The sequence below is a fragment of the Bradyrhizobium sp. th-b2 genome (assembly GCF_000426785.1).
GTDB classification, from domain to species: Bacteria; Pseudomonadota; Alphaproteobacteria; order Rhizobiales; family Xanthobacteraceae; genus Bradyrhizobium; species Bradyrhizobium septentrionale.
Genome location: NZ_KE384569.1, coordinates 1 through 17,551 on the forward strand (window position 1 = coordinate 1; position 17,551 = coordinate 17,551).

Annotated in this window: 16 protein-coding genes; 13 read left to right on the top strand and 3 right to left on the bottom strand. The window is 64.4% G+C overall.

Going from position 1 to position 17,551, the window contains the following annotated elements:
- The coding region (locus K359_RS0148315; RefSeq protein ID WP_029085285.1) for a GDP-L-fucose synthase at window positions 1-781 on the top strand (781 nt) is incomplete at its 5' end.
- Window positions 782-896: 115 nt separating this feature from the next.
- Complete coding sequence (locus tag K359_RS0148320; protein WP_029085286.1) at window positions 897-1,874, top strand: tripartite tricarboxylate transporter substrate binding protein; 978 nt, start codon at window positions 897-899, stop codon at window positions 1,872-1,874.
- Here the strand turns inward: K359_RS0148320 and K359_RS0148325 are convergent.
- Window positions 1,871-2,716, bottom strand: coding sequence for a uroporphyrinogen-III synthase (locus tag K359_RS0148325; protein WP_029085287.1), 846 nt, complete (start codon window positions 2,714-2,716; stop codon window positions 1,871-1,873). The genes K359_RS0148320 and K359_RS0148325 overlap by 4 nt on opposite strands.
- A gap of 129 nt (window positions 2,717-2,845) precedes the next feature.
- Between K359_RS0148325 and purU the strand changes: the two genes are divergently transcribed.
- On the top strand, window positions 2,846-3,709 hold the full coding sequence (purU, locus tag K359_RS0148330) for a formyltetrahydrofolate deformylase (protein ID WP_029085288.1): 864 nt from the start codon (window positions 2,846-2,848) through the stop codon (window positions 3,707-3,709).
- An 81-nt stretch (window positions 3,710-3,790) separates the two neighbouring features.
- On the opposite strand, the gene K359_RS0148335 is transcribed toward purU, so the two are convergent.
- A complete protein-coding gene (locus tag K359_RS0148335; protein WP_029085289.1) occupies window positions 3,791-4,069 on the bottom strand; it encodes a hypothetical protein in 279 nt (92 codons plus the stop codon).
- 377 nt (window positions 4,070-4,446) lie between these two features.
- Here K359_RS0148335 and K359_RS0148340 point away from each other — a divergent pair, with 377 nt between their 5' ends.
- The 6 genes from K359_RS0148340 (at window position 4,447) to K359_RS0148365 (ending at window position 10,280) form a co-directional block, all read left to right on the top strand.
- Entirely contained in the window at window positions 4,447-5,628 is a 1,182-nt protein-coding gene (locus K359_RS0148340; RefSeq protein WP_029085290.1) for an ABC transporter substrate-binding protein, read from the top strand.
- Between the two features lie 135 nt (window positions 5,629-5,763).
- On the top strand, window positions 5,764-6,633 hold the full coding sequence (locus K359_RS0148345; RefSeq protein WP_029085291.1) for a branched-chain amino acid ABC transporter permease: 870 nt from the start codon (window positions 5,764-5,766) through the stop codon (window positions 6,631-6,633).
- 7 nt (window positions 6,634-6,640) lie between these two features.
- A complete protein-coding gene (locus K359_RS0148350) occupies window positions 6,641-7,672 on the top strand; it encodes a branched-chain amino acid ABC transporter permease (protein WP_029085292.1) in 1,032 nt (343 codons plus the stop codon).
- Window positions 7,669-8,421, top strand: a complete 753-nt coding sequence (locus tag K359_RS0148355) for an ABC transporter ATP-binding protein (RefSeq protein WP_029085293.1) — start codon at window positions 7,669-7,671, stop codon at window positions 8,419-8,421. Before K359_RS0148350 ends, K359_RS0148355 begins: the two co-directional genes overlap by 4 nt.
- Window positions 8,414-9,130, top strand: coding sequence for an ABC transporter ATP-binding protein (locus tag K359_RS0148360; protein WP_029085294.1), 717 nt, complete (start codon window positions 8,414-8,416; stop codon window positions 9,128-9,130). The genes K359_RS0148355 and K359_RS0148360 overlap by 8 nt, the downstream gene beginning before the upstream one ends.
- Window positions 9,131-9,161: 31 nt before the next feature.
- Window positions 9,162-10,280, top strand: a complete 1,119-nt coding sequence (locus tag K359_RS0148365; protein WP_029085295.1) for a cobalamin-independent methionine synthase II family protein — start codon at window positions 9,162-9,164, stop codon at window positions 10,278-10,280.
- Window positions 10,281-10,299: 19 nt separating this feature from the next.
- On the opposite strand, the gene K359_RS0148370 is transcribed toward K359_RS0148365, so the two are convergent.
- Window positions 10,300-12,045, bottom strand: coding sequence for a caspase family protein (locus K359_RS0148370; protein ID WP_029085296.1), 1,746 nt, complete (start codon window positions 12,043-12,045; stop codon window positions 10,300-10,302).
- A gap of 173 nt (window positions 12,046-12,218) precedes the next feature.
- Between K359_RS0148370 and K359_RS0148375 the strand changes: the two genes are divergently transcribed.
- The 4 genes from K359_RS0148375 to K359_RS63970 all read left to right on the top strand — a co-directional run bounded on the left by K359_RS0148375 (window position 12,219) and on the right by K359_RS63970 (window position 16,742).
- On the top strand, window positions 12,219-13,574 hold the full coding sequence (locus K359_RS0148375; protein ID WP_029085297.1) for a hypothetical protein: 1,356 nt from the start codon (window positions 12,219-12,221) through the stop codon (window positions 13,572-13,574).
- Between the two features lie 60 nt (window positions 13,575-13,634).
- Window positions 13,635-14,831 (top strand): methionine adenosyltransferase, encoded by a 1,197-nt coding sequence (gene metK, locus K359_RS0148380; RefSeq protein WP_029085298.1) that lies wholly within the window; start codon window positions 13,635-13,637, stop codon window positions 14,829-14,831.
- A gap of 126 nt (window positions 14,832-14,957) precedes the next feature.
- The gene (gene ahcY, locus K359_RS0148385; protein WP_029085299.1) at window positions 14,958-16,385 is read left to right on the top strand and encodes an adenosylhomocysteinase; all 1,428 of its coding nucleotides are present in this window, start codon (window positions 14,958-14,960) and stop codon (window positions 16,383-16,385) included.
- A gap of 204 nt (window positions 16,386-16,589) precedes the next feature.
- Window positions 16,590-16,742 carry a hypothetical protein gene (locus K359_RS63970; protein WP_165124582.1) on the top strand — a complete coding sequence of 51 codons (153 nt, stop codon included), beginning with the start codon at window positions 16,590-16,592 and terminating at the stop codon, window positions 16,740-16,742.
- The last annotated feature ends 809 nt before the right edge of the window (window positions 16,743-17,551 follow it).

Genomic DNA, 17,551 nt, shown 5'->3' on the forward strand with positions numbered 1-17,551 from the left:
CTGGTTTGCCGCGAAGCGGCCGCAGGCCGTGTTCCTCGCCGCCGCCAAGGTCGGCGGCATCGTCGCCAACAACACGCTGCGGGCCGAATTCCTCTACGACAATCTCGCGATCTCGACCAATGTGCTCCAGGCCGCCCATGCCAATGGATGCGAGAAGCTGATGTTCTTCGGCTCGTCCTGCATCTATCCGCGCCTGGCGCCGCAGCCGCTGCGCGAGGATTCGATGCTGACCGGCCCGCTGGAGCCGACCAACGAGCCCTATGCCATCGCCAAGATCGCCGGCATCAAGATGGCCGAGGCCTATCGCAGCCAGTATGGCGCCGATTTCATCAGCGTAATGCCGACCAATCTCTACGGTCCCGGCGACAATTATCATCCCGAATACAGCCACGTCGTCGCCGCGCTGATCCGCCGCTTCCACGAGGCCAAGGTCTCCGGGGCCGCCAATGTCGTGGTGTGGGGCACCGGCACGCCGCGCCGCGAATTCCTCTATGTCGACGATCTCGCCGACGCCTGCATCCATCTGATGAAGACCTATTCGTCGCCGGACCTGGTCAATATCGGCACCGGCGAGGACATCACCATCGCCGAATTCGCCCGCGTGGTCGCCGCCGCCGTCGGCTATCGCGGCGAGATCAGCTTCGACACCTCGCGCCCGGACGGCACGCCGCGCAAGCTGCTCGACGTCAGCCGTCTGGCCAGGCTCGGCTGGCGCGCCACCACCTCGCTCGAGGATGGCATCAAGCTCGCCTATCAGGCCTATCTGAACGAGACGAAGTGACGCGGTGATCCTCCCGCCCTCCGACTGAGAATATCTGTCGGCTTGGCGACGCCGCGCGATAGGATGCGCGTGCCCGAGCGGCCGCAAGAGCCGCCAGTGCGTCGGTGGAGGCATCATGAAAATTCTGCGCCGCCAATTCCTGCACCTTGCAGCCGGTACGGCTGCGCTTCCGCTCACATTTGGAAGCGCGCGTGCCGAGACTTATCCGGCGCGGCCGGTTCGCCTCGTGATCGGCTACACCCCCGGCGGTTCGGCAGACCTCACGGCGCGCCTGATGGGGCAGTGGCTGTCGGAAAAGCTCGGGCAATCCTTCATTATCGAGAACCGGCCGGGCGGCGGCACCAACATCGCCACGGAGGCGGCGCTGCGCGCGGCGCCCGACGGCTACACGCTGCTGCTGGTCGCGCCGGCAAATGCGATCAACGCGACGCTCTACGAAAAACTGCCCTTCGATTTCATGCGCGAGATGGAGCCGATCGCGGGCATCATTCGCTTTCCCAACGTTGTGGTGGTGCACCCGTCGTTGCCGATCAAGTCGATTCCCGAATTGATCGCCTATGCAAAGGCCAATCCCGGCAAGCTCAACATGGCTTCGTCAGGCAACGGTTCGACGATCCACATGTCGGGCGAACTGTTCAAGATGCTCACCGGCATCAAGATGCAGCACGTGCCCTACCGGGGCGGCGCGCCGGCGATCACCGACATGCTCTCCGGCGTGATGCAGGTGATGTTCGACAATCTTCCGACCTGTGCCGAGCACGTCAAATCCGGCAAGCTGCGCGGACTTGCCGTCACCAGCACGACCCGTTCGGACGTGCTTCCGGATCTGCCGCCGGTCGCCGATTTCCTGCCGGGCTACGAGGCGAGCGCCTGGTACGGCCTCGCAGCGCCGAAGAACACGCCGCCCGAAATCGTCGACAAGCTCAACAAGGCCGTCAATGAAATCCTCGCCGATCCCAAGGCGAAGGCGCGGTTCACCGAACTCGGCGCGATGCTGCTGCCGGGCTCGGCTGCCGACTTCGGCAGACTGGTGGCGGACGAGACCGAGAAGTGGGGCAAGGTGGTCAAGTTCGCTGGCGCCAAGGTGGATTAACTTCGCGCCGCCGCGCGCGGCGGATTTTTTGAAAGCGCTGCCGCCATCGCCGCTATCAACGGCCGCATGAAGAAGGCGTCTTCGGCCGGGTAGATGTCGGTGCGCAGGCCTTGGGACTTGAGTTCATCCGATACCGCCGGTCCGACCGAAGCGATCGGCGTACGCGCGAGCCCCTCGCGTAACCTGTCCTCGCAACCGCGCGCCCGTGCCACCTCGACGAGGCGGCGGACCTGGCCGAGATTGGTCAGCGCGATCGCATCGATGCGGCCCTGAGCCATCTCCTCGATCGCGGTGACGATGTTGGTGTCGGCGGCTTGCGCATCATAGACATAGGGCAGCACCGTATCGACCTCGGCGCCACATGCCTTGATCGCGCCGATCAAGGTGGCGTGGTCCTTGTCCGGATAAAGCTGCAGGCCGAGCCGATGGCCGCTCAGGTCGAGCTTCGACAGCATCTCAGCGACGCCTTCCGAGGTCGGCTTCTCCGTCGTCATTTGCGGCTCCAGGGCGATCTCGCGCAGCGCGCGGCCGGGCTTGGGGCCGCGGGCGAATTTGCGCGTCTTGCCGAGGCTGGTGACAAACTCCGCCTCGACCCCGATCCGGCGCACGACCTTCATCAGGCGGCGCAGCCCTTCACCGGTCATCAGCACGAGGTCGTCGAGCGGCCGTTCGATGGCGCGGCGAATCCAGGCCTCGATCGGCGCCGGGTCAGGCGCATCGTGGATGGTGAACATCGGGCATTGCAGCACGTCGGCGCCCTGTTCGGCGAGCAGGCGGGAAAACTGCGCCTCCTCGCGGGTCTCGAGGATCAGGATGCGGTAGCCGTTCAGCCGGTCAGCCATGATGGTCCCTAACAAACATTGTCGTCATTTGTTCGATTTGACCCCCACGCCGGGATTGGCGCAAGGCCGCCTGCGGTGTAGACGAGGGCCGAAAATTCCACTTACCCGCTCAAGCTTTGGTCAATTGGCATGCCCGACCATCAATTCGTTCTGACCCTGTCCTGTCCGGACCGCCCGGGGATCGTCTCGGCGGTCTCGACCTTCCTCGCGCATAACGGGCAGAACATCCTGGACGCCCAGCAGTTCGACGATATCGAGACCGGCAAGTTCTTCATGCGCGTGGTGTTCACCGCGGCCGACCTCGCGGTGGAGCTGGCTGCGCTGCAGACCGGCTTTGCCGCGATCGCCGAACGTTTCGCCATGGAATGGCAGATGCGCGATCGCGCAAGCCGCCGCCGGGTAATGCTGCTGGTGTCGAAGTCCGATCACTGCCTGGTCGACATCCTCTATCGCTGGCGCACCGGCGAATTGGAGATGATCCCGACCGCGATCGTTTCCAACCACCCGCGCGAGAGCTATGGTTCGCTCGATTTCGGCGACATCCCGTTCCATCATCTGCCGGTGACGAAAGAGACCAAGCGGCAGCAGGAAGACGCGGTGTGGCAGCTGGCCCAGGACACCAACACCGATCTCGTGGTGCTGGCCCGCTACATGCAGATCCTGTCGGACCAGATGTCCGCGCGGCTATCGGGCCGCTGCATCAACATCCATCATTCCTTCCTGCCGGGCTTCAAGGGCGCCAAGCCCTACCACCAGGCCCATGAGCGCGGCGTCAAGCTGATCGGCGCCACCGCGCATTACGTCACCAGCGATCTCGACGAGGGGCCGATCATCGACCAGGACGTCGAGCGTATCAGCCATCGCGACACGCCGGAGGATCTGGTGCGCAAGGGCCGCGACATCGAGCGCCGCGTGCTGGCGCGCGCGATCCGTTACCATCTCGCCGACCGTGTCATTCTCAACGGCCGCAAGACCGTGGTGTTCGTCGACTGACCCGCAATTCATGCCGTGGTCGAACTCGGCTGCCGCGGCGAAATCCTCGGGAGAGAGGACTCCCTCGACCAGAGCATCGACTCAGTGGGCCGCGCCCTGCGTGGTCGCGGCCGGCTTGGCGTCGTCGCCGCGCTCGGCCGCGGGGATCTGGCGCTTGCGTTCCCGCTCCTGCATGAACTTGTCGTATTCCGGGGTGCCCTGCCGCGGCGGCGCATCCGCGGGCAGGCCGCCGGCCCAGGCCGGAATGTAGTCGGCCATGCCGGACGAGAGCTTTTGGTTCACGGTGCTGCATCCCCCGAGCGCGCAGGCCGCGAGCGCGAGGGCAATCAGGACGGGGATGTGGCGCGTGACGATCGGCATGGGAGGCAGCATACAACCCTGGTCTTTATGGATGATGGACGTCGGGCGCGACCGTTCGGCTGCAATTGTGCTTGTTTGTTGACATCGCCGCTTTGTTTGTACGATCGTACAAATGAATCGAGCCCGCGAAGCCCTTGCGCGCGAGACCGGTTCTCGCGGGGCATTGAATTTCGGGGATCGGCTTTGGTACCCTGATACTGGTCTCGTCCGCGAGCCTGATCGCATCCCGCGCGACACACGTCCATCGTCCGATTGACAGAGGGCACGGGGAGACGCCTTGTCGCGTTGCGCCTTGGCCGTGACATGGTTGGGTTAAGTTAGGGCAAGGGCCGGGGGACTCGGCTCGACGCAGAAGAATGGAAGGGGGAGGGACGTCGATGTTCAATCGTCGCAAAATGTTGCTGTGGGGCGCCGCTTCGGCCGTGCTTCCGGGATTGTGCGCCAGCGCGCCGGCGCGGGCGGAAGACACCGTCAAGATCGGCCTGATCCTGCCGATGACCGGCGGCCAGGCGTCGACCGGTAAGCAGATCGATAATGCGATCAAGCTCTATATGCAGCAGAAGGGCGACATCGTCGCCGGCAAGAAGATCGAGATCATCCTGAAGGACGACGCCGCGGTGCCCGACAACACCAAGCGGCTCGCGCAGGAGCTGATCGTCAACGACAAGGTCAGCTTCATCGCCGGCTTCGGCGTGACGCCCGCGGCGCTTGCCGCGGCGCCGCTGGCGACGCAGGCGAAGATCCCGGAAGTCGTGATGGCGGCCGGCACCTCGATCATCACCGAGCGCTCGCCCTATATCGTGCGCACCAGCTTCACGCTGGCGCAATCCTCCACCATCATCGGCGACTGGGCGGTCAAGAACGGCATCAAGAAGGTTGCGACGCTGACCTCGGATTATGCGCCGGGCAACGACGCGCTGACCTTCTTCAAGCAGCACTTCACCGCCGGCGGCGGCGAGGTCGTGGAAGAGGTCAAGGTCCCGCTCGCCAATCCTGACTTCGCGCCGTTCCTGCAGCGCATGAAGGATGCCAAGCCCGACGCGATGTTCGTGTTCGTGCCGGCGGGGCAGGGCGGCAATTTCATGAAGCAATATGCCGAGCGCGGGCTCGACAAGAGCGGCATCAAGGTGATCGGCCCCGGCGACGTGATGGACGACGATCTGCTCAACAACATGGGCGATGCCGCGCTCGGCGCGGTGACGGCGCATCTTTATTCGGCGGCGCATCCGTCGGCGATGAACAAGGATTTCGTCGCCGCCTACAAAAAGGCATACGGCAACCGACCGGGCTTCATGGCGGTGAGCGGCTATGACGGCATCCATCTGATCTACGAGGCGCTGAAGAAGACCAATGGCGCAACCGACGGCGACAAGCTGATCGAGGCGATGAAGGGCATGAAGTGGGAGAGCCCGCGCGGCCCGATCTCGATTGATCCGGAAACCCGCGACATCGTGCAGAACATCTATATCCGCAAGGTCGAGAAGGTCGACGGCGAGCTCTACAACGTCGAGTTCGCAACCTTCGAGGCCGTCAAGGATTCCGGCAAGACCAAGAAGTGACGCGCGAAAGCGCGTCATCCCGGGGCGCGCCTTAGCGCGAACCCGGGATCTTGATATTATCGAAGAAGATTCCGGGTTCAGCGCTAGCACGCTGCCGCGGAATGACGAGTTACTAGCAGGATTCGTCGACTCTCCATGGCCTCTATCCTCACCAATCTGTTTGACGGCGTCGCCTACGGCATGCTGCTGTTCGTGCTCGCTTGCGGGCTGGCGGTGACGCTCGGGTTGATGAACTTCGTCAATCTCGCACACGGCGCCTTCGCCATGGCCGGAGGCTATATCTGTGCCGTGCTGGTCAACAACTCCGGCTGGCCGTTCTTCGCAGGCCTGCCGCTCGCCTTTGTCGGAAGCGCGGTGATTGGCATCGCGCTGGAGCGCACGCTGTACCGCCATCTCTATGCCCGCAGCCATCTCGATCAGGTGCTGTTCTCGATCGGTCTCGTCTTCATGTCGGTCGCGGCGGTCGACTACATCATGGGATCGTCGCGGGTCTTCATCAAGCTGCCCGCAGCGCTGGAAGGCCAGATCGATCTGTTCGGCGTCGGCATCGGACGCTACCGGCTGATGATCGTCGTGATTTGCGGCCTGCTCACGCTGGCGCTGCAACTCGTCCTGGCGAAAACGCGGTTCGGCAGCCGCCTGCGCGCCGCGGTCGACGATCCGCGCGCCGCGATCGGGCTCGGCATCAACGTGCCGCAGGTGTTCGCCTTCACCTTCGCCTTCGGCTGTGGTCTGGCCGGCCTCGGCGGCGCGTTGAGCGCGGAGATCCTCGGGCTCGATCCATACTTCCCGCTGAAATTCATGATCTACTTCCTGATCGTCGTCACCGTCGGCGGTTCATCCTCGATCACCGGGCCGTTCCTCGCTTCGCTGCTGCTCGGCGTCGCCGACGTCGCCGGCAAATATTACGTGCCCAAGGTCGGACCCTTCGTGATCTACACGGTGATGATCGTGATCCTGCTCTGGCGCCCCAACGGCCTGTTCGGCCGCACCGCGGCGCGGTGAGGCGGGCATGACCGCGCTGTCCGACGTCTCCACTCACGCGATGGCCAGCGCGCGCTGGCGGATCAGCGAGGTCGCCTTCTGGGTGCTGACGCTCGCCTGCGCCTTCCTGTTCCCGTCGCGCTACCTGATCATGACCGACATCGTGCGGCTCGGCCTGTTCGCGCTGTCGCTCGACCTGATCCTCGGCTACGCCGGCATCGTCTCGCTGGGCCATGCGGCCTTCTTCGGCGTCGGCGCCTATTCGGCAGGGCTGCTGGCGCTGCACGGCATCATCAACGAGCCCGTCATCGCGCTGGTCGTCGCCGGTCTCGTTGCCGCGGTGCTCGGTTTCCTGACCAGCTTCCTCGTCATCCGCGGCGTCGACCTGACGCGGCTGATGGTGACGCTCGGCATCGCGCTGCTGCTCGAAGCACTCGCCGAACGCTTCTCCAACTTCACCGGCGGCACCGACGGCCTGCAGGGCATCGAGATGCAGCCGATCCTCGGGCTGTTCGGCTTCGACATGTTCGGCAAGACCGGGTTCTTCTACTCGCTGATCGTGCTGTTCATCTTGTTCCTGTTTGCCCGCCGCGTCGTGCATTCGCCGTTCGGCCTGTCGCTGCGCGCGATCCGGAACAATCCGCTGCGCGCGGCCGCGATCGGCGTGCCGGTCAACCGCCGCCTGATTGCGGTCTATACGCTCGCCGCATTCTATGCCGGGATCGCCGGCGCGCTGTTCACCCAGACCACGGCGCTCGCTTCGCTCGACGTGTTTTCCTTCGAGCGCTCCGCCGACCTGATGCTGGTGCTGGTGATCGGCGGCACCGGCTATCTCTATGGCGGGCTGATCGGCGCCGTCGTGTTCAAGATGCTGCAGGAGCTGTTTCAGACCCTCACCCCGCAATACTGGCTGTTCTGGATCGGCCTCGTGCTGGTCGTGATCGTGCTGGTCGGCCGCGCGCGCATCCACCGCTGGGTGCTGTTCGTGCCGAACCTGATTATCCGCCAGTTCGCCGGCCGCAAGGCCGCCGTCGCCGTGCCGGAGAGCGATGCGTCATGACGATCGCGCTGGAGACCCGCAGCCTGGAAAAATCCTTCGGCGGCCTTCGCGTCACCCGCGATCTCTCGCTGCAGGTGATGCAGGGCGCCCGCCACGCGTTGATCGGACCGAACGGCGCCGGCAAGACCACCGTCATCAATCAGCTTACCGGGGTGCTGACGCCGAACAGCGGACGCATCCTGCTCGAAGGCAGCGACATCACCGGCCTCTCCGTGCACAAGCGGGTGCTGCGCGGACTGTCGCGCACCTTCCAGATCAACCAGCTCTATGCCGACCTGACCCCGCTCGAGACCATCGGACTCGCCGTTTCTGAGCGGATGGGCCGCGGCGGCGACTGGTGGCGGCGGATGGGGACACGCAGCGACGTCAACGCCGAGATCGCCGAGATATTGTCGCGCTTCGATCTGCTCGATGTGATGACAGAGCTCACCTCGACATTGCCCTATGGCAAGCAGCGGCTGCTCGAGATCGCGGTCGCGATCGCCGCGAAGCCGCGGGTGCTGCTGCTCGACGAGCCCGCGGCCGGCGTGCCCGAGAGCGAGCGCCATGATATCCTGGCGGCGGTGGCGGCGCTGCCGCGCGACGTCACCGTGCTCCTGATCGAGCACGACATGGACCTCGTGTTCTCCTTTGCCGACCGCATCTCGGTGCTGGTCAATGGCGGCCTGCTCACCGAGGGCGCACCCGACGAGGTCGCGCGCGATCCGCAGGTCAGGGCGGTCTATCTCGGCGAGGCCGCCGATGCCTGACCTGCTCTCCATCAAGGGCCTGCGCGCCGGATATGGCGAGGCGGTGGTGCTGCCCGATATGTCGCTTTCGCTCGCCGAGGGCCAGGTGCTCGCGCTGCTCGGCCGCAACGGCACCGGCAAGACCACGCTGATCAATTCGATCGTCGGCATCGTCAGGCGCCTCAGTGGCAGCGTCGCGCTGGCAGGCCACGACATCACCGCGATGCGGCCCGACCAGCGCGCCCGCGCAGGGATCGGCTGGGTGCCGCAGGAGCGCAACATCTTCCGCTCGCTGACGGTGGAAGAAAACATGACCGCGGTGGCGCAGCCTGGGCCGTGGACGGTCGAGCGGGTGTACGAGATGTTTCCGCGGCTGAAGGAGCGGCGCGGCAATTTCGGCAACCAGCTGTCGGGTGGCGAGCAGCAGATGCTCGCGATCGGCCGCGCGCTGACCTTGAACCCGAAAGTGCTGCTGCTCGACGAGCCGACCGAAGGCCTCGCGCCGATCATTGTTGAGGAATTGCTAAAGGCGATCGGAACCATCACGCGCGCCGGTGGCATCTGCTCGATCATCGTCGAGCAGAATGCACAAAAGATTCTCGGGCTCGCCGACCGCGTTGTGATATTGGAACGCGGCATGATCGTGCACGATGCCGCAAGCACTGCGCTGAAAGCCGATCCCTCCGTCCTCGAGCGCCACCTCGGCGTCTCCGGGGCCAAGGCACATTAGAAGGCACATTAGAAACGTTCGGGAGTTGACCATGCAGCGAACCAAGCCTCCGTTCCGCGCCGACGAGGTCGGCAGCCTGTTGCGGCCGCCGAAGATCAAGGAAGCGCGCGCCAGATTGGAGAAGGGCGAGATCTCGGCCGACGAGTTGCGCAAGGTCGAGGACATGGAAATCGAGAAAGTCGTGCACAAGCAGGCCTCGGTCGGCTTGAAGCTTGCGACCGACGGCGAGTTCCGCCGCTCGTGGTGGCACTTCGATTTCCTCAGCCACCTGACCGGTTGCGAGCTGTTCCACCCCGACATGGGCATCCAGTTCGCGGGCGTGCAGACCCGGCACGACGCCATCAGGGTGATCGGCAAGCTCGACTTCTCCGATCATCACCCGATGCTCGATCACTTCAGGTTCCTGAAGAAGTACGCCGACCAGGCGCATGTCACGCCGAAGATGACGATCCCGTCGCCGGCGGTGCTGCACTTCCGCGGCGGCCGCAAGCTGATCTCGAAGGAGGTCTACCCGGACCTCGAGGAATTCTACCAGGACCTCGGCAAGACCTATCGCAAGGCGGTCAAGGCGTTCTACGACGCCGGCTGCCGTTACCTGCAATTCGACGACACGGTGTGGGCCTATCTGTGCTCGCAGGAGGAACTGCAGAAGTCGCGCGACCGCGGCGACAATCCCGACGGCCTGCAGGAGATCTACGCCCGGGTCATCAATTACGCGATCGCCGATCGTCCGTCCGACATGGTGATCACCACCCATGTCTGCCGCGGCAATTTCCGTTCGACCTGGATCTCCTCGGGCGGCTATGAGCCGGTCGCCGAGACCATGCTAGCCGGCACCAATTACGACGGCTACTTCCTCGAGTATGATTCCGATCGTGCCGGTGGCTTCGAGCCGCTGCGCTTCCTGCCCAAGGGCAACAAGGTCGTGGTGGTCGGCGTCATCACCTCGAAGTTCGGCGAGCTCGAGAAGAAGGACGACATCAAGCGGCGGCTGGAGGAAGCATCGAAGTTTGCCCCGATTGAGCAGCTCGCCCTGTCGCCGCAATGCGGCTTTGCCTCCACCGAGGAGGGCAACATCCTCTCCGAGGAAGAGCAGTGGGCCAAGCTGCGGCTCGCGGTCGAGGTCGCGAACGAGGTGTGGGGCAAGTGACGCGTTAGCGATCACGTCGTCATTTCTCCGCCAGATAGACCTCGCCGAGCAGGGAGGAGTTCGACCACGGCACCTGCTTGCCCTTGGTCGCGGCGACGACCTCGGCGCGGACGCGGGTCAGCATCTGCTGCACCTCGAGGCCGGGCGTGCCGACATGGCGCGACAGTGCCGCCGAGAACGGGCTGTTGGCGCCTTCGCCGTCGAGCGCGACCTGGCCCGGCGCGGTCGCAAATGCGATCAGCGTGCCGGCGCCGAGCGTCGAGCCCGATCCGAGCGAGGCGGGCGCGGCAAGGCCGGAGCCGGCCTCGATGCCGCGGCTCGGACCTGCGGACGCGACCTGCGGCGCCATCGGATTGTTGCGGCAGGCATCGAGGATCAGGATGTTGGTGCGGATCTGATCGTCGAGACCGGCCATGATGGTGTCCATGTCGACCATCGCGTCGGTCATGCGGCCGCCCGCCTTGAACTCGATATCGACCGGCACGAGATAGTTGCGGCCATCGACCTGCACGCCATGACCGGCGTAGTAGACCACGGCGATCTGCGACCGTGCCGCCTCGCGCAGGAAGTCGTGGATCGTCTTCTGCATCGCGTCGCGATTGAGATCGAGGCCCTCGGAGACGGTGAAGCCGATCTCGCGCAGGCTCTTGGCGATGGCACGCGCATCGTTCGGCGGATTGGGCAGCGCCTTCACATGTCCATAAGCGCCGTTGCCGATCACCAGCGCGACGCGCCGGCTGGTTGCTGCGGCCTGTGACGGCGCGGCGGGCGGCGCCGGTGCGGTGACGGAGCCTGCCGGTGGCGCGGTCGGGCTGCTCTCGGCGGCAGGTGCCGTCGCTGCCTTGCGGGGGGCTGCATCGTTGCGCGGTGCTAAATCGGCCTCCTTGAGCAGTGCCAGCCGCACCTTGGCGGTGGCCTGGTTGGCCTTGCTGCCGGCGTCGGACGCGACGCCCTCGAGCACGGAGGCGTAGTCTTCCTTGGCGTGCGCGGCATCGCCCTTTGCCTCATAGCTGAGGCCGCGCTGGGTATAGGCCGAGATCAAGACGCTGCCTGGCGGCGTCATGATGTTGACGGGCGCCTTCGCCTTCGCGAGCCGGATCGCTTCGGAGGTGTCCGCAATCGCGCGTGCGATGTCGCCCTTGGCGCGCCAGATCACGGCGCGGCTGATCAATGGCTGCGGCAGCGACGGATCGATCCTGACGGCTTCGTTGATGTCGGCGAGCGCGCCGTCGAGATCGCCGAGCGCCTGCTTCGAGGAGCCGCGGTTCTGGTAGGAGAAGGCCGACTTCGGACCGGCCTTGATCGCCGCGTCATAATCGGCGATCGCCTTGGCGTAGTCGCCCTTGCCGCGATAGGCGTTGCCGCGGTTGTGAAAGATGATGCCGTTCGGCGGCCCCATGCGCAGCGCGTCGTTGAAGTCGGCGATCGCAATGTCGTACTCGCCCTTGTCGTAATAGGCTGAGCCGCGCAGATTGTAGACGGCGGTGCTCGGCTTGAGGCGCAGCGCCTCGGTGGCGTCAGCGATCACCTGCGCGTAGTTGCCCTTCTTGTTCCAGCCGACCGCGCGCCAGAAATAGATGGTCGCGAGTTTCTCGCCGGAAAACACCTTCAGCGCGATGATCTTGCTGCAGGCGTCGATCATCTGGTCGGCCGGTGTCGTGTCGGTCGTGCAGAGCGGGCCGAGTTGCGCGCGCGGCTGGGCGAGGCAGGGCGCCGACCAGAGCAGGGCGGCAAGGAAGGCGGGGATCAGGAGCAGGCGGCGCATCGGTCATCCACGGGTAAGCCGTTATGGCGATCGGCGAGGGCGAGGCGATCTATGCGTGTTTGGTGATCGGGCAGTAAAGGGGGGTTCAACTGGTGGGAAAATGATGGTAATACGCCGCTGCACACTATCTCTGCCCACTTTCTGCCCACTCGCCGCCGCCCACCCCAGGCCCCATGAAGAACGACGAAATCCTCAGTCAGATCACGGATTTCTGCCGCCGCTCCGACATGGCGGAGACGACGTTCGGCCGCCGTGCCGTCAACGACGGCAAGCTGGTGCACCGGCTGCGCGAGGGCAAGCGCATCACCATCGACACGCTCGACCGCATCAATGCCTTCATTGCGACCTCGACCCCGGGTGGCGTGCCGCCGCCGCGCGGCCTGGTGGTTCCGCCGGAGAAGCGCGATCCGCGGGGCAATTTCCGCTTTTTCGAGAACCGTCAGCGCTATCTGCTGTTCGTGCATACCTGCAGCGAGAAGCGGGTGATCGCCGACCGGGTCTCGCTGGAACTGGCCGCCATCCATCCGCGGCCGCCCGCGCTGCGGGTGTTCGATGCCGGGATGGGCGACGGCACCGTGCTGGCGCGGGTCCTGCGTGCCATGCATGGCCGCTTCCCACATATGCCGTTCTATGTCGCCGGTAAGGAACTGAGCCTGGAGGACGTCCGCCTCACCCTGGACAAGGTCCCCGACCGCCTGTTCGAGCACCCGGCGAGCGTCTTCGTGTTCACCAACATGTACTACGCCGAGGCGCCCTGGCTGACGCCCAAGAACTCCACGGCGGCCGCCAGCATGATCTGGCACGAGGTGGCGCTGCGCGGGGCCTCCTCGGGTGAATTCGAGGCCCAGATCGCGGAACTCGGCCCATTCCTTGAGCAGAACTGGCGGGCCAATCTCAGCCCCGGCAATGCGATGCCGATCTATGAGCGGCCGGTGGCGCTGGTGCTGTACCGCGACGACCACCGCTTCCTGCTCGATTCCATCATTCCCCGGGCCGGCCGCACCGAGGCCAATTTCGATCTTGTGATCGCCTCGCAGCCGTATCGGGCCAAATCCTCGGTGAATTTCCGCGCCAAGCGGATCATCGCGCCGCTGGCCCGCGCGTTGCGCGGCGGCGGACGGCTGATAGGAATCCACTCCCACGGAAGCGATCCCGCGCTTGAAATCATTCAAGCCGTCTGGCCCGGAGAAAATCCTTTCGCCGTCAGCCGTCATGAGATACTGCGCGCGGTGAAATACGAGTTGGGGTCGGCCGGTCGTGAGCTGAACTTCAACGCCTACGCCGATAACCGTTCGATCTTCCGATATGATATGGAGGCGCTGCCCAATGAGGTGACCGGTTCGATCGGAACCTCGACGGCCTTTGCAGCGTGGAATGCGGCGGTGTATGTCGCGCAGATCGAAGATGAGCGGTTGACCGAAACGACCGAAAACGGACGAGCTCTCGAGGCTACGCGCGAAGTTCTCCGCAAACACAACGGGCTGTGGTTCTACGACGAATCCTACGTCATCTCGCGGCGACGAGACTGACATTCCGGGGACATATTCACCAACCAACGTCGGACTTCGACGAAACAAGGGGTTTGCTTGATGCGCGCGTCTTATCTCTTCACCAGCGAGTCGGTCTCGGAAGGCCATCCGGACAAGGTCTGCGATCGCATCTCGGATGAGATCGTCGATCTGTTCTATCGCGAGGGCCCCAAGGCGGGCATCGACCCGTGGCAGATCCGTGCGGCGTGCGAAACGCTCGCGACGACCAACAAGGTGGTGATCGCCGGCGAAACCCGCGGCCCGAGCTCGGTCACCAATGAGCACATCGAGGGCGTCGTGCGCGACGCGATCAAGGACATCGGCTACGAGCAGGACGGCTTCCACTGGAAGACCTGCGACATCGAGATCCTGCTGCATCCGCAGTCGGCCGACATCGCGCAGGGCGTCGATGCGCTGCAGCCGGGTGAGGTCAAGGAAGAGGGTGCCGGCGACCAGGGCATCATGTTCGGTTACGCCACCAACGAGACGCCGGACCTGATGCCGGCGCCGATCTTCTATGCTCACAAGATCCTGCGGCTGATCTCCGAAGCGCGCCACTCCGGCAAGGAGAAGGTGCTGGGTCCGGACTCCAAGAGCCAGGTGACCGTGCAGTACGAGAACGGCAAGCCGGTCGGCGTCCGCGAGATCGTGGTCTCGCACCAGCATCTGGTCGAGGACCTCTCGTCCAGCCAGATCCGCGACATCGTCGAGCCGTATGTGCGCGAGGCGCTGCCGAAGGAGTGGATCAACGGCAAGACGATCTGGCACATCAATCCGACCGGCAAGTTCTACATCGGCGGTCCCGACGGCGATTCCGGCCTGACCGGCCGCAAGATCATCGTCGACACCTATGGCGGAGCGGCCCCGCATGGCGGCGGCGCGTTCTCCGGCAAGGATCCGACCAAGGTCGACCGCTCGGCGGCCTATGCCGCGCGCTACGTCGCCAAGAACATCGTCGCGGCCGGTCTTGCCGACCGCTGCACGCTGCAGCTCGCCTACGCGATCGGCGTGGCGCGTCCGCTCTCGATCTACATCGACACCCACGGCACCGGTAAGGTGTCGGAGGACGAGCTCGAGAAGGCGGCGGCGAAGGCGATGGATCTGACGCCGCGCGGCATCCGCTCCCATCTCGACCTCAATCGTCCGATCTACGCGCGCACCTCGGCCTACGGCCATTTCGGCCGCACGCCGGACAATGAGGGCGGCTTCTCCTGGGAGAAGACCGATCTCGTCGAGTCGCTCAAGCGCGCGCTCTGAACCTTGCGTAATTCCGGGGCGCTCGCGCGAGCGAGCGAACCCGGAATCCTTTTCCATCAATTCGAGATTCCGGGTTCGCCGCTGCGCGGCGGCCCGGAACGACCAATTCAACAACAGGACGCTCTCATGAACGCCCCCACGAAGCCCGGCTTCACCGACTATATCGTCAAGGAAATTTCGCTCGCCGAGTTCGGCCGCAAGGAGATCTCGCTGGCCGAGACCGAGATGCCCGGCCTGATCGCGACCCGCGAGGAGTACGGCCCCAAGCAGCCGCTGAAGGGCGCACGCATCGCCGGCTCGCTGCACATGACGATCCAGACCGCGGTCCTGATCGAGACGCTGGCCGTGCTCGGCGCCGACATCCGCTGGGTCTCCTGCAATATCTACTCGACGCAGGATCACGCCGCGGCCGCGATCGCCGCGGCCGGCATTCCGGTGTTCGCGGTCAAGGGCGAGACGCTGACCGAATACTGGGACTACACCGCAAAGCTGTTCGACTGGCACGGCGGCGGCACGCCCAACATGATCCTCGATGACGGCGGCGATGCCACCATGCTGGTGCATCACGGCCTGCGCGCCGAGCAGGGCGACGTCGCGTTCCTCGACAAGCCTGGTTCCGAGGAAGAAGAAGTCTTCTTCGCGCTGATCAAGCGCCTGCTGAAGGAGAAGCCGAAGGGCTGGTTCGCCGAGATCGCCAAGAACATCCAGGGCGTCTCGGAAGAGACCACCACGGGCGTGCACCGTCTGTACGAGATGGAGAAGGCGGGCAAGCTGCTGTTCCCCGCGATCAACGTCAACGACAGCGTCACCAAGTCGAAGTTCGACAACCTCTATGGCTGCCGTGAATCGCTGGTCGACGGCATCCGCCGCGGCACCGACGTGATGATGTCGGGCAAGGTCGCAATGGTCGCGGGCTTCGGCGACGTCGGCAAGGGCTCGGCGGCTTCGCTGCGCCAGGCCGGCTGCCGCGTCATGGTCTCCGAGGTCGATCCGATCTGCGCATTGCAGGCGACGATGGAAGGCTACGAGGTCGTGACGATGGAAGAGGCCGCGCCGCGCGCCGACATCTTCGTGACCGCGACCGGCAACAAGGACATCATCACCATCGAGCACATGCGCGCGATGAAGGATCGCGCCATCGTCTGCAACATCGGCCACTTCGACAACGAGATCCAGATCGCAGGTCTGCGTAATCTGAAGTGGAACAACATCAAGCCGCAGGTCGACGAGATCGAATTCCCCGACAAGCACCGCATCATCCTGCTTTCCGAGGGACGTCTGGTTAACCTCGGCAACGCAATGGGCCACCCGTCCTTCGTGATGTCGGCGTCGTTCACCAACCAGACGCTGGCGCAGATCGAGCTGTTCGCCAACAACAAGGGCGGCAAGTACGAGAAGAAGGTCTACGTGCTGCCGAAGACGCTGGACGAGAAGGTGGCCCGCCTGCACCTCGCCAAGGTCGGTGCCAAGCTGACCGAACTGCGCAAGGACCAGGCCGACTATATCGGCGTCAAGCAGGAAGGCCCGTTCAAGTCGGATCACTACCGCTACTGATCTGCGGTCGTCACAGTCGATCACGTGAAGAGCCCCGGCATCGTCCGGGGCTTTTTGCTGCGGTGGTTGGACAGGCCGTCGCATGCGTTGTTTCGCGTATACGCGAGGGGGCCGGAATCGGCGATTGTGGGCAGAGGTTAATGCCGGATTAACCGGCAGCGCCTAGGCTTCCGGGTTCGAGGCTGCAGCGGAGGATTTGTTCCCATGGAAGCCCAGAAGATTGCGGTCGACGCCGTGGTCGCGCTGACCGATTGCGATCGCGACACCGTCATTGCCTTCATTCGCAAGCTCTATCTCGCCGGCGTCCGCGACCCAAAGCGGCTGACCTTCAAGAGCCTGCAGGCGCTGCGCGCCTGATTGTTTCGATTCACATTTCAAACAGCAGAGCACTCGGTGTCATCACCCGCGCATGCGGGTGATCCAGTATTCCAGAGACGCCGGTGCTTGAGCCGAGAGGCCGCGGCGTACTGGATCGCCCGGTCAAGCCGGGCGATGACAGTTGAAGATGAGGACGCAGCTTCGCGTTCTCGCGCCACAATCTCAGTGTCGTCCCGGCGAAAGCCGGGACCGTAACCACTGGATTGAGTTGTCGAAGCATGCTGTGGCCGCAGCGTTGTAAGCCAATTGGCATTTGTGGTTATGGGTCCCGAGGTCGCGCTTCGCTTGCCCGGGACGACACCGAGTGTGTTGCGCGGCTTGCGAGTCACACATTCGCATTCTCGCGACATGAATTGCCCGAGCTTTGCTCTTCGTTTCGCCCTCTCTCTTGCAGAGGGCGCAGGGAAAGCCGGGTGCCGATCGCACCCATGGGCCCCGAGCAAAAGGTAGAAAGCTCGGGGGTAGGACCACAGGTGTAACCGGAGCAATCCGGCTTTCCCTGCGCGATGGGTTACGGCTTACTTCGTGCTCTCCCCGGCGAGACTTGGCTTGTTTGTCACCGCCTTCGCAAAACGCCTTCGCGTCTTGCGACGAGACACCTGCCGCCAGGGCGTCAGGACCACACGACTTCACCGTCCGCTTCGCGTGCTCTCGTCAGTTCCACGCTCGGCGTCCACCGCATCCCACACCGCGTTCGTGACGACCGCGAAGCGCCCCTCGATCGGGTGAGACGGGCGAAACATACACTGAGTTGAGTGTTCTGATAAATAGAAATATTTTTGCTGCGG

Bases quoted from the DNA above. Each gene is read 5' to 3' on its own strand.
- K359_RS0148320 (WP_029085286.1), top strand. From the start codon at position 897: ATGAAAATTCTGCGCCGCCAATTCCTGCACCTTGCAGCCGGTACGGCT.
- K359_RS0148325 (WP_029085287.1), bottom strand. From the start codon at position 2,716: ATGGCTGACCGGCTGAACGGCTACCGCATCCTGATCCTCGAGACCCGC.
- purU (WP_029085288.1), top strand. From the start codon at position 2,846: ATGCCCGACCATCAATTCGTTCTGACCCTGTCCTGTCCGGACCGCCCG.
- K359_RS0148335 (WP_029085289.1), bottom strand. From the start codon at position 4,069: ATGCCGATCGTCACGCGCCACATCCCCGTCCTGATTGCCCTCGCGCTC.
- K359_RS0148340 (WP_029085290.1), top strand. From the start codon at position 4,447: ATGTTCAATCGTCGCAAAATGTTGCTGTGGGGCGCCGCTTCGGCCGTG.
- K359_RS0148345 (WP_029085291.1), top strand. From the start codon at position 5,764: ATGGCCTCTATCCTCACCAATCTGTTTGACGGCGTCGCCTACGGCATG.
- K359_RS0148350 (WP_029085292.1), top strand. From the start codon at position 6,641: ATGACCGCGCTGTCCGACGTCTCCACTCACGCGATGGCCAGCGCGCGC.
- K359_RS0148355 (WP_029085293.1), top strand. From the start codon at position 7,669: ATGACGATCGCGCTGGAGACCCGCAGCCTGGAAAAATCCTTCGGCGGC.
- K359_RS0148360 (WP_029085294.1), top strand. From the start codon at position 8,414: ATGCCTGACCTGCTCTCCATCAAGGGCCTGCGCGCCGGATATGGCGAG.
- K359_RS0148365 (WP_029085295.1), top strand. From the start codon at position 9,162: ATGCAGCGAACCAAGCCTCCGTTCCGCGCCGACGAGGTCGGCAGCCTG.
- K359_RS0148370 (WP_029085296.1), bottom strand. From the start codon at position 12,045: ATGCGCCGCCTGCTCCTGATCCCCGCCTTCCTTGCCGCCCTGCTCTGG.
- K359_RS0148375 (WP_029085297.1), top strand. From the start codon at position 12,219: ATGAAGAACGACGAAATCCTCAGTCAGATCACGGATTTCTGCCGCCGC.
- metK (WP_029085298.1), top strand. From the start codon at position 13,635: ATGCGCGCGTCTTATCTCTTCACCAGCGAGTCGGTCTCGGAAGGCCAT.
- ahcY (WP_029085299.1), top strand. From the start codon at position 14,958: ATGAACGCCCCCACGAAGCCCGGCTTCACCGACTATATCGTCAAGGAA.
- K359_RS63970 (WP_165124582.1), top strand. From the start codon at position 16,590: ATGGAAGCCCAGAAGATTGCGGTCGACGCCGTGGTCGCGCTGACCGAT.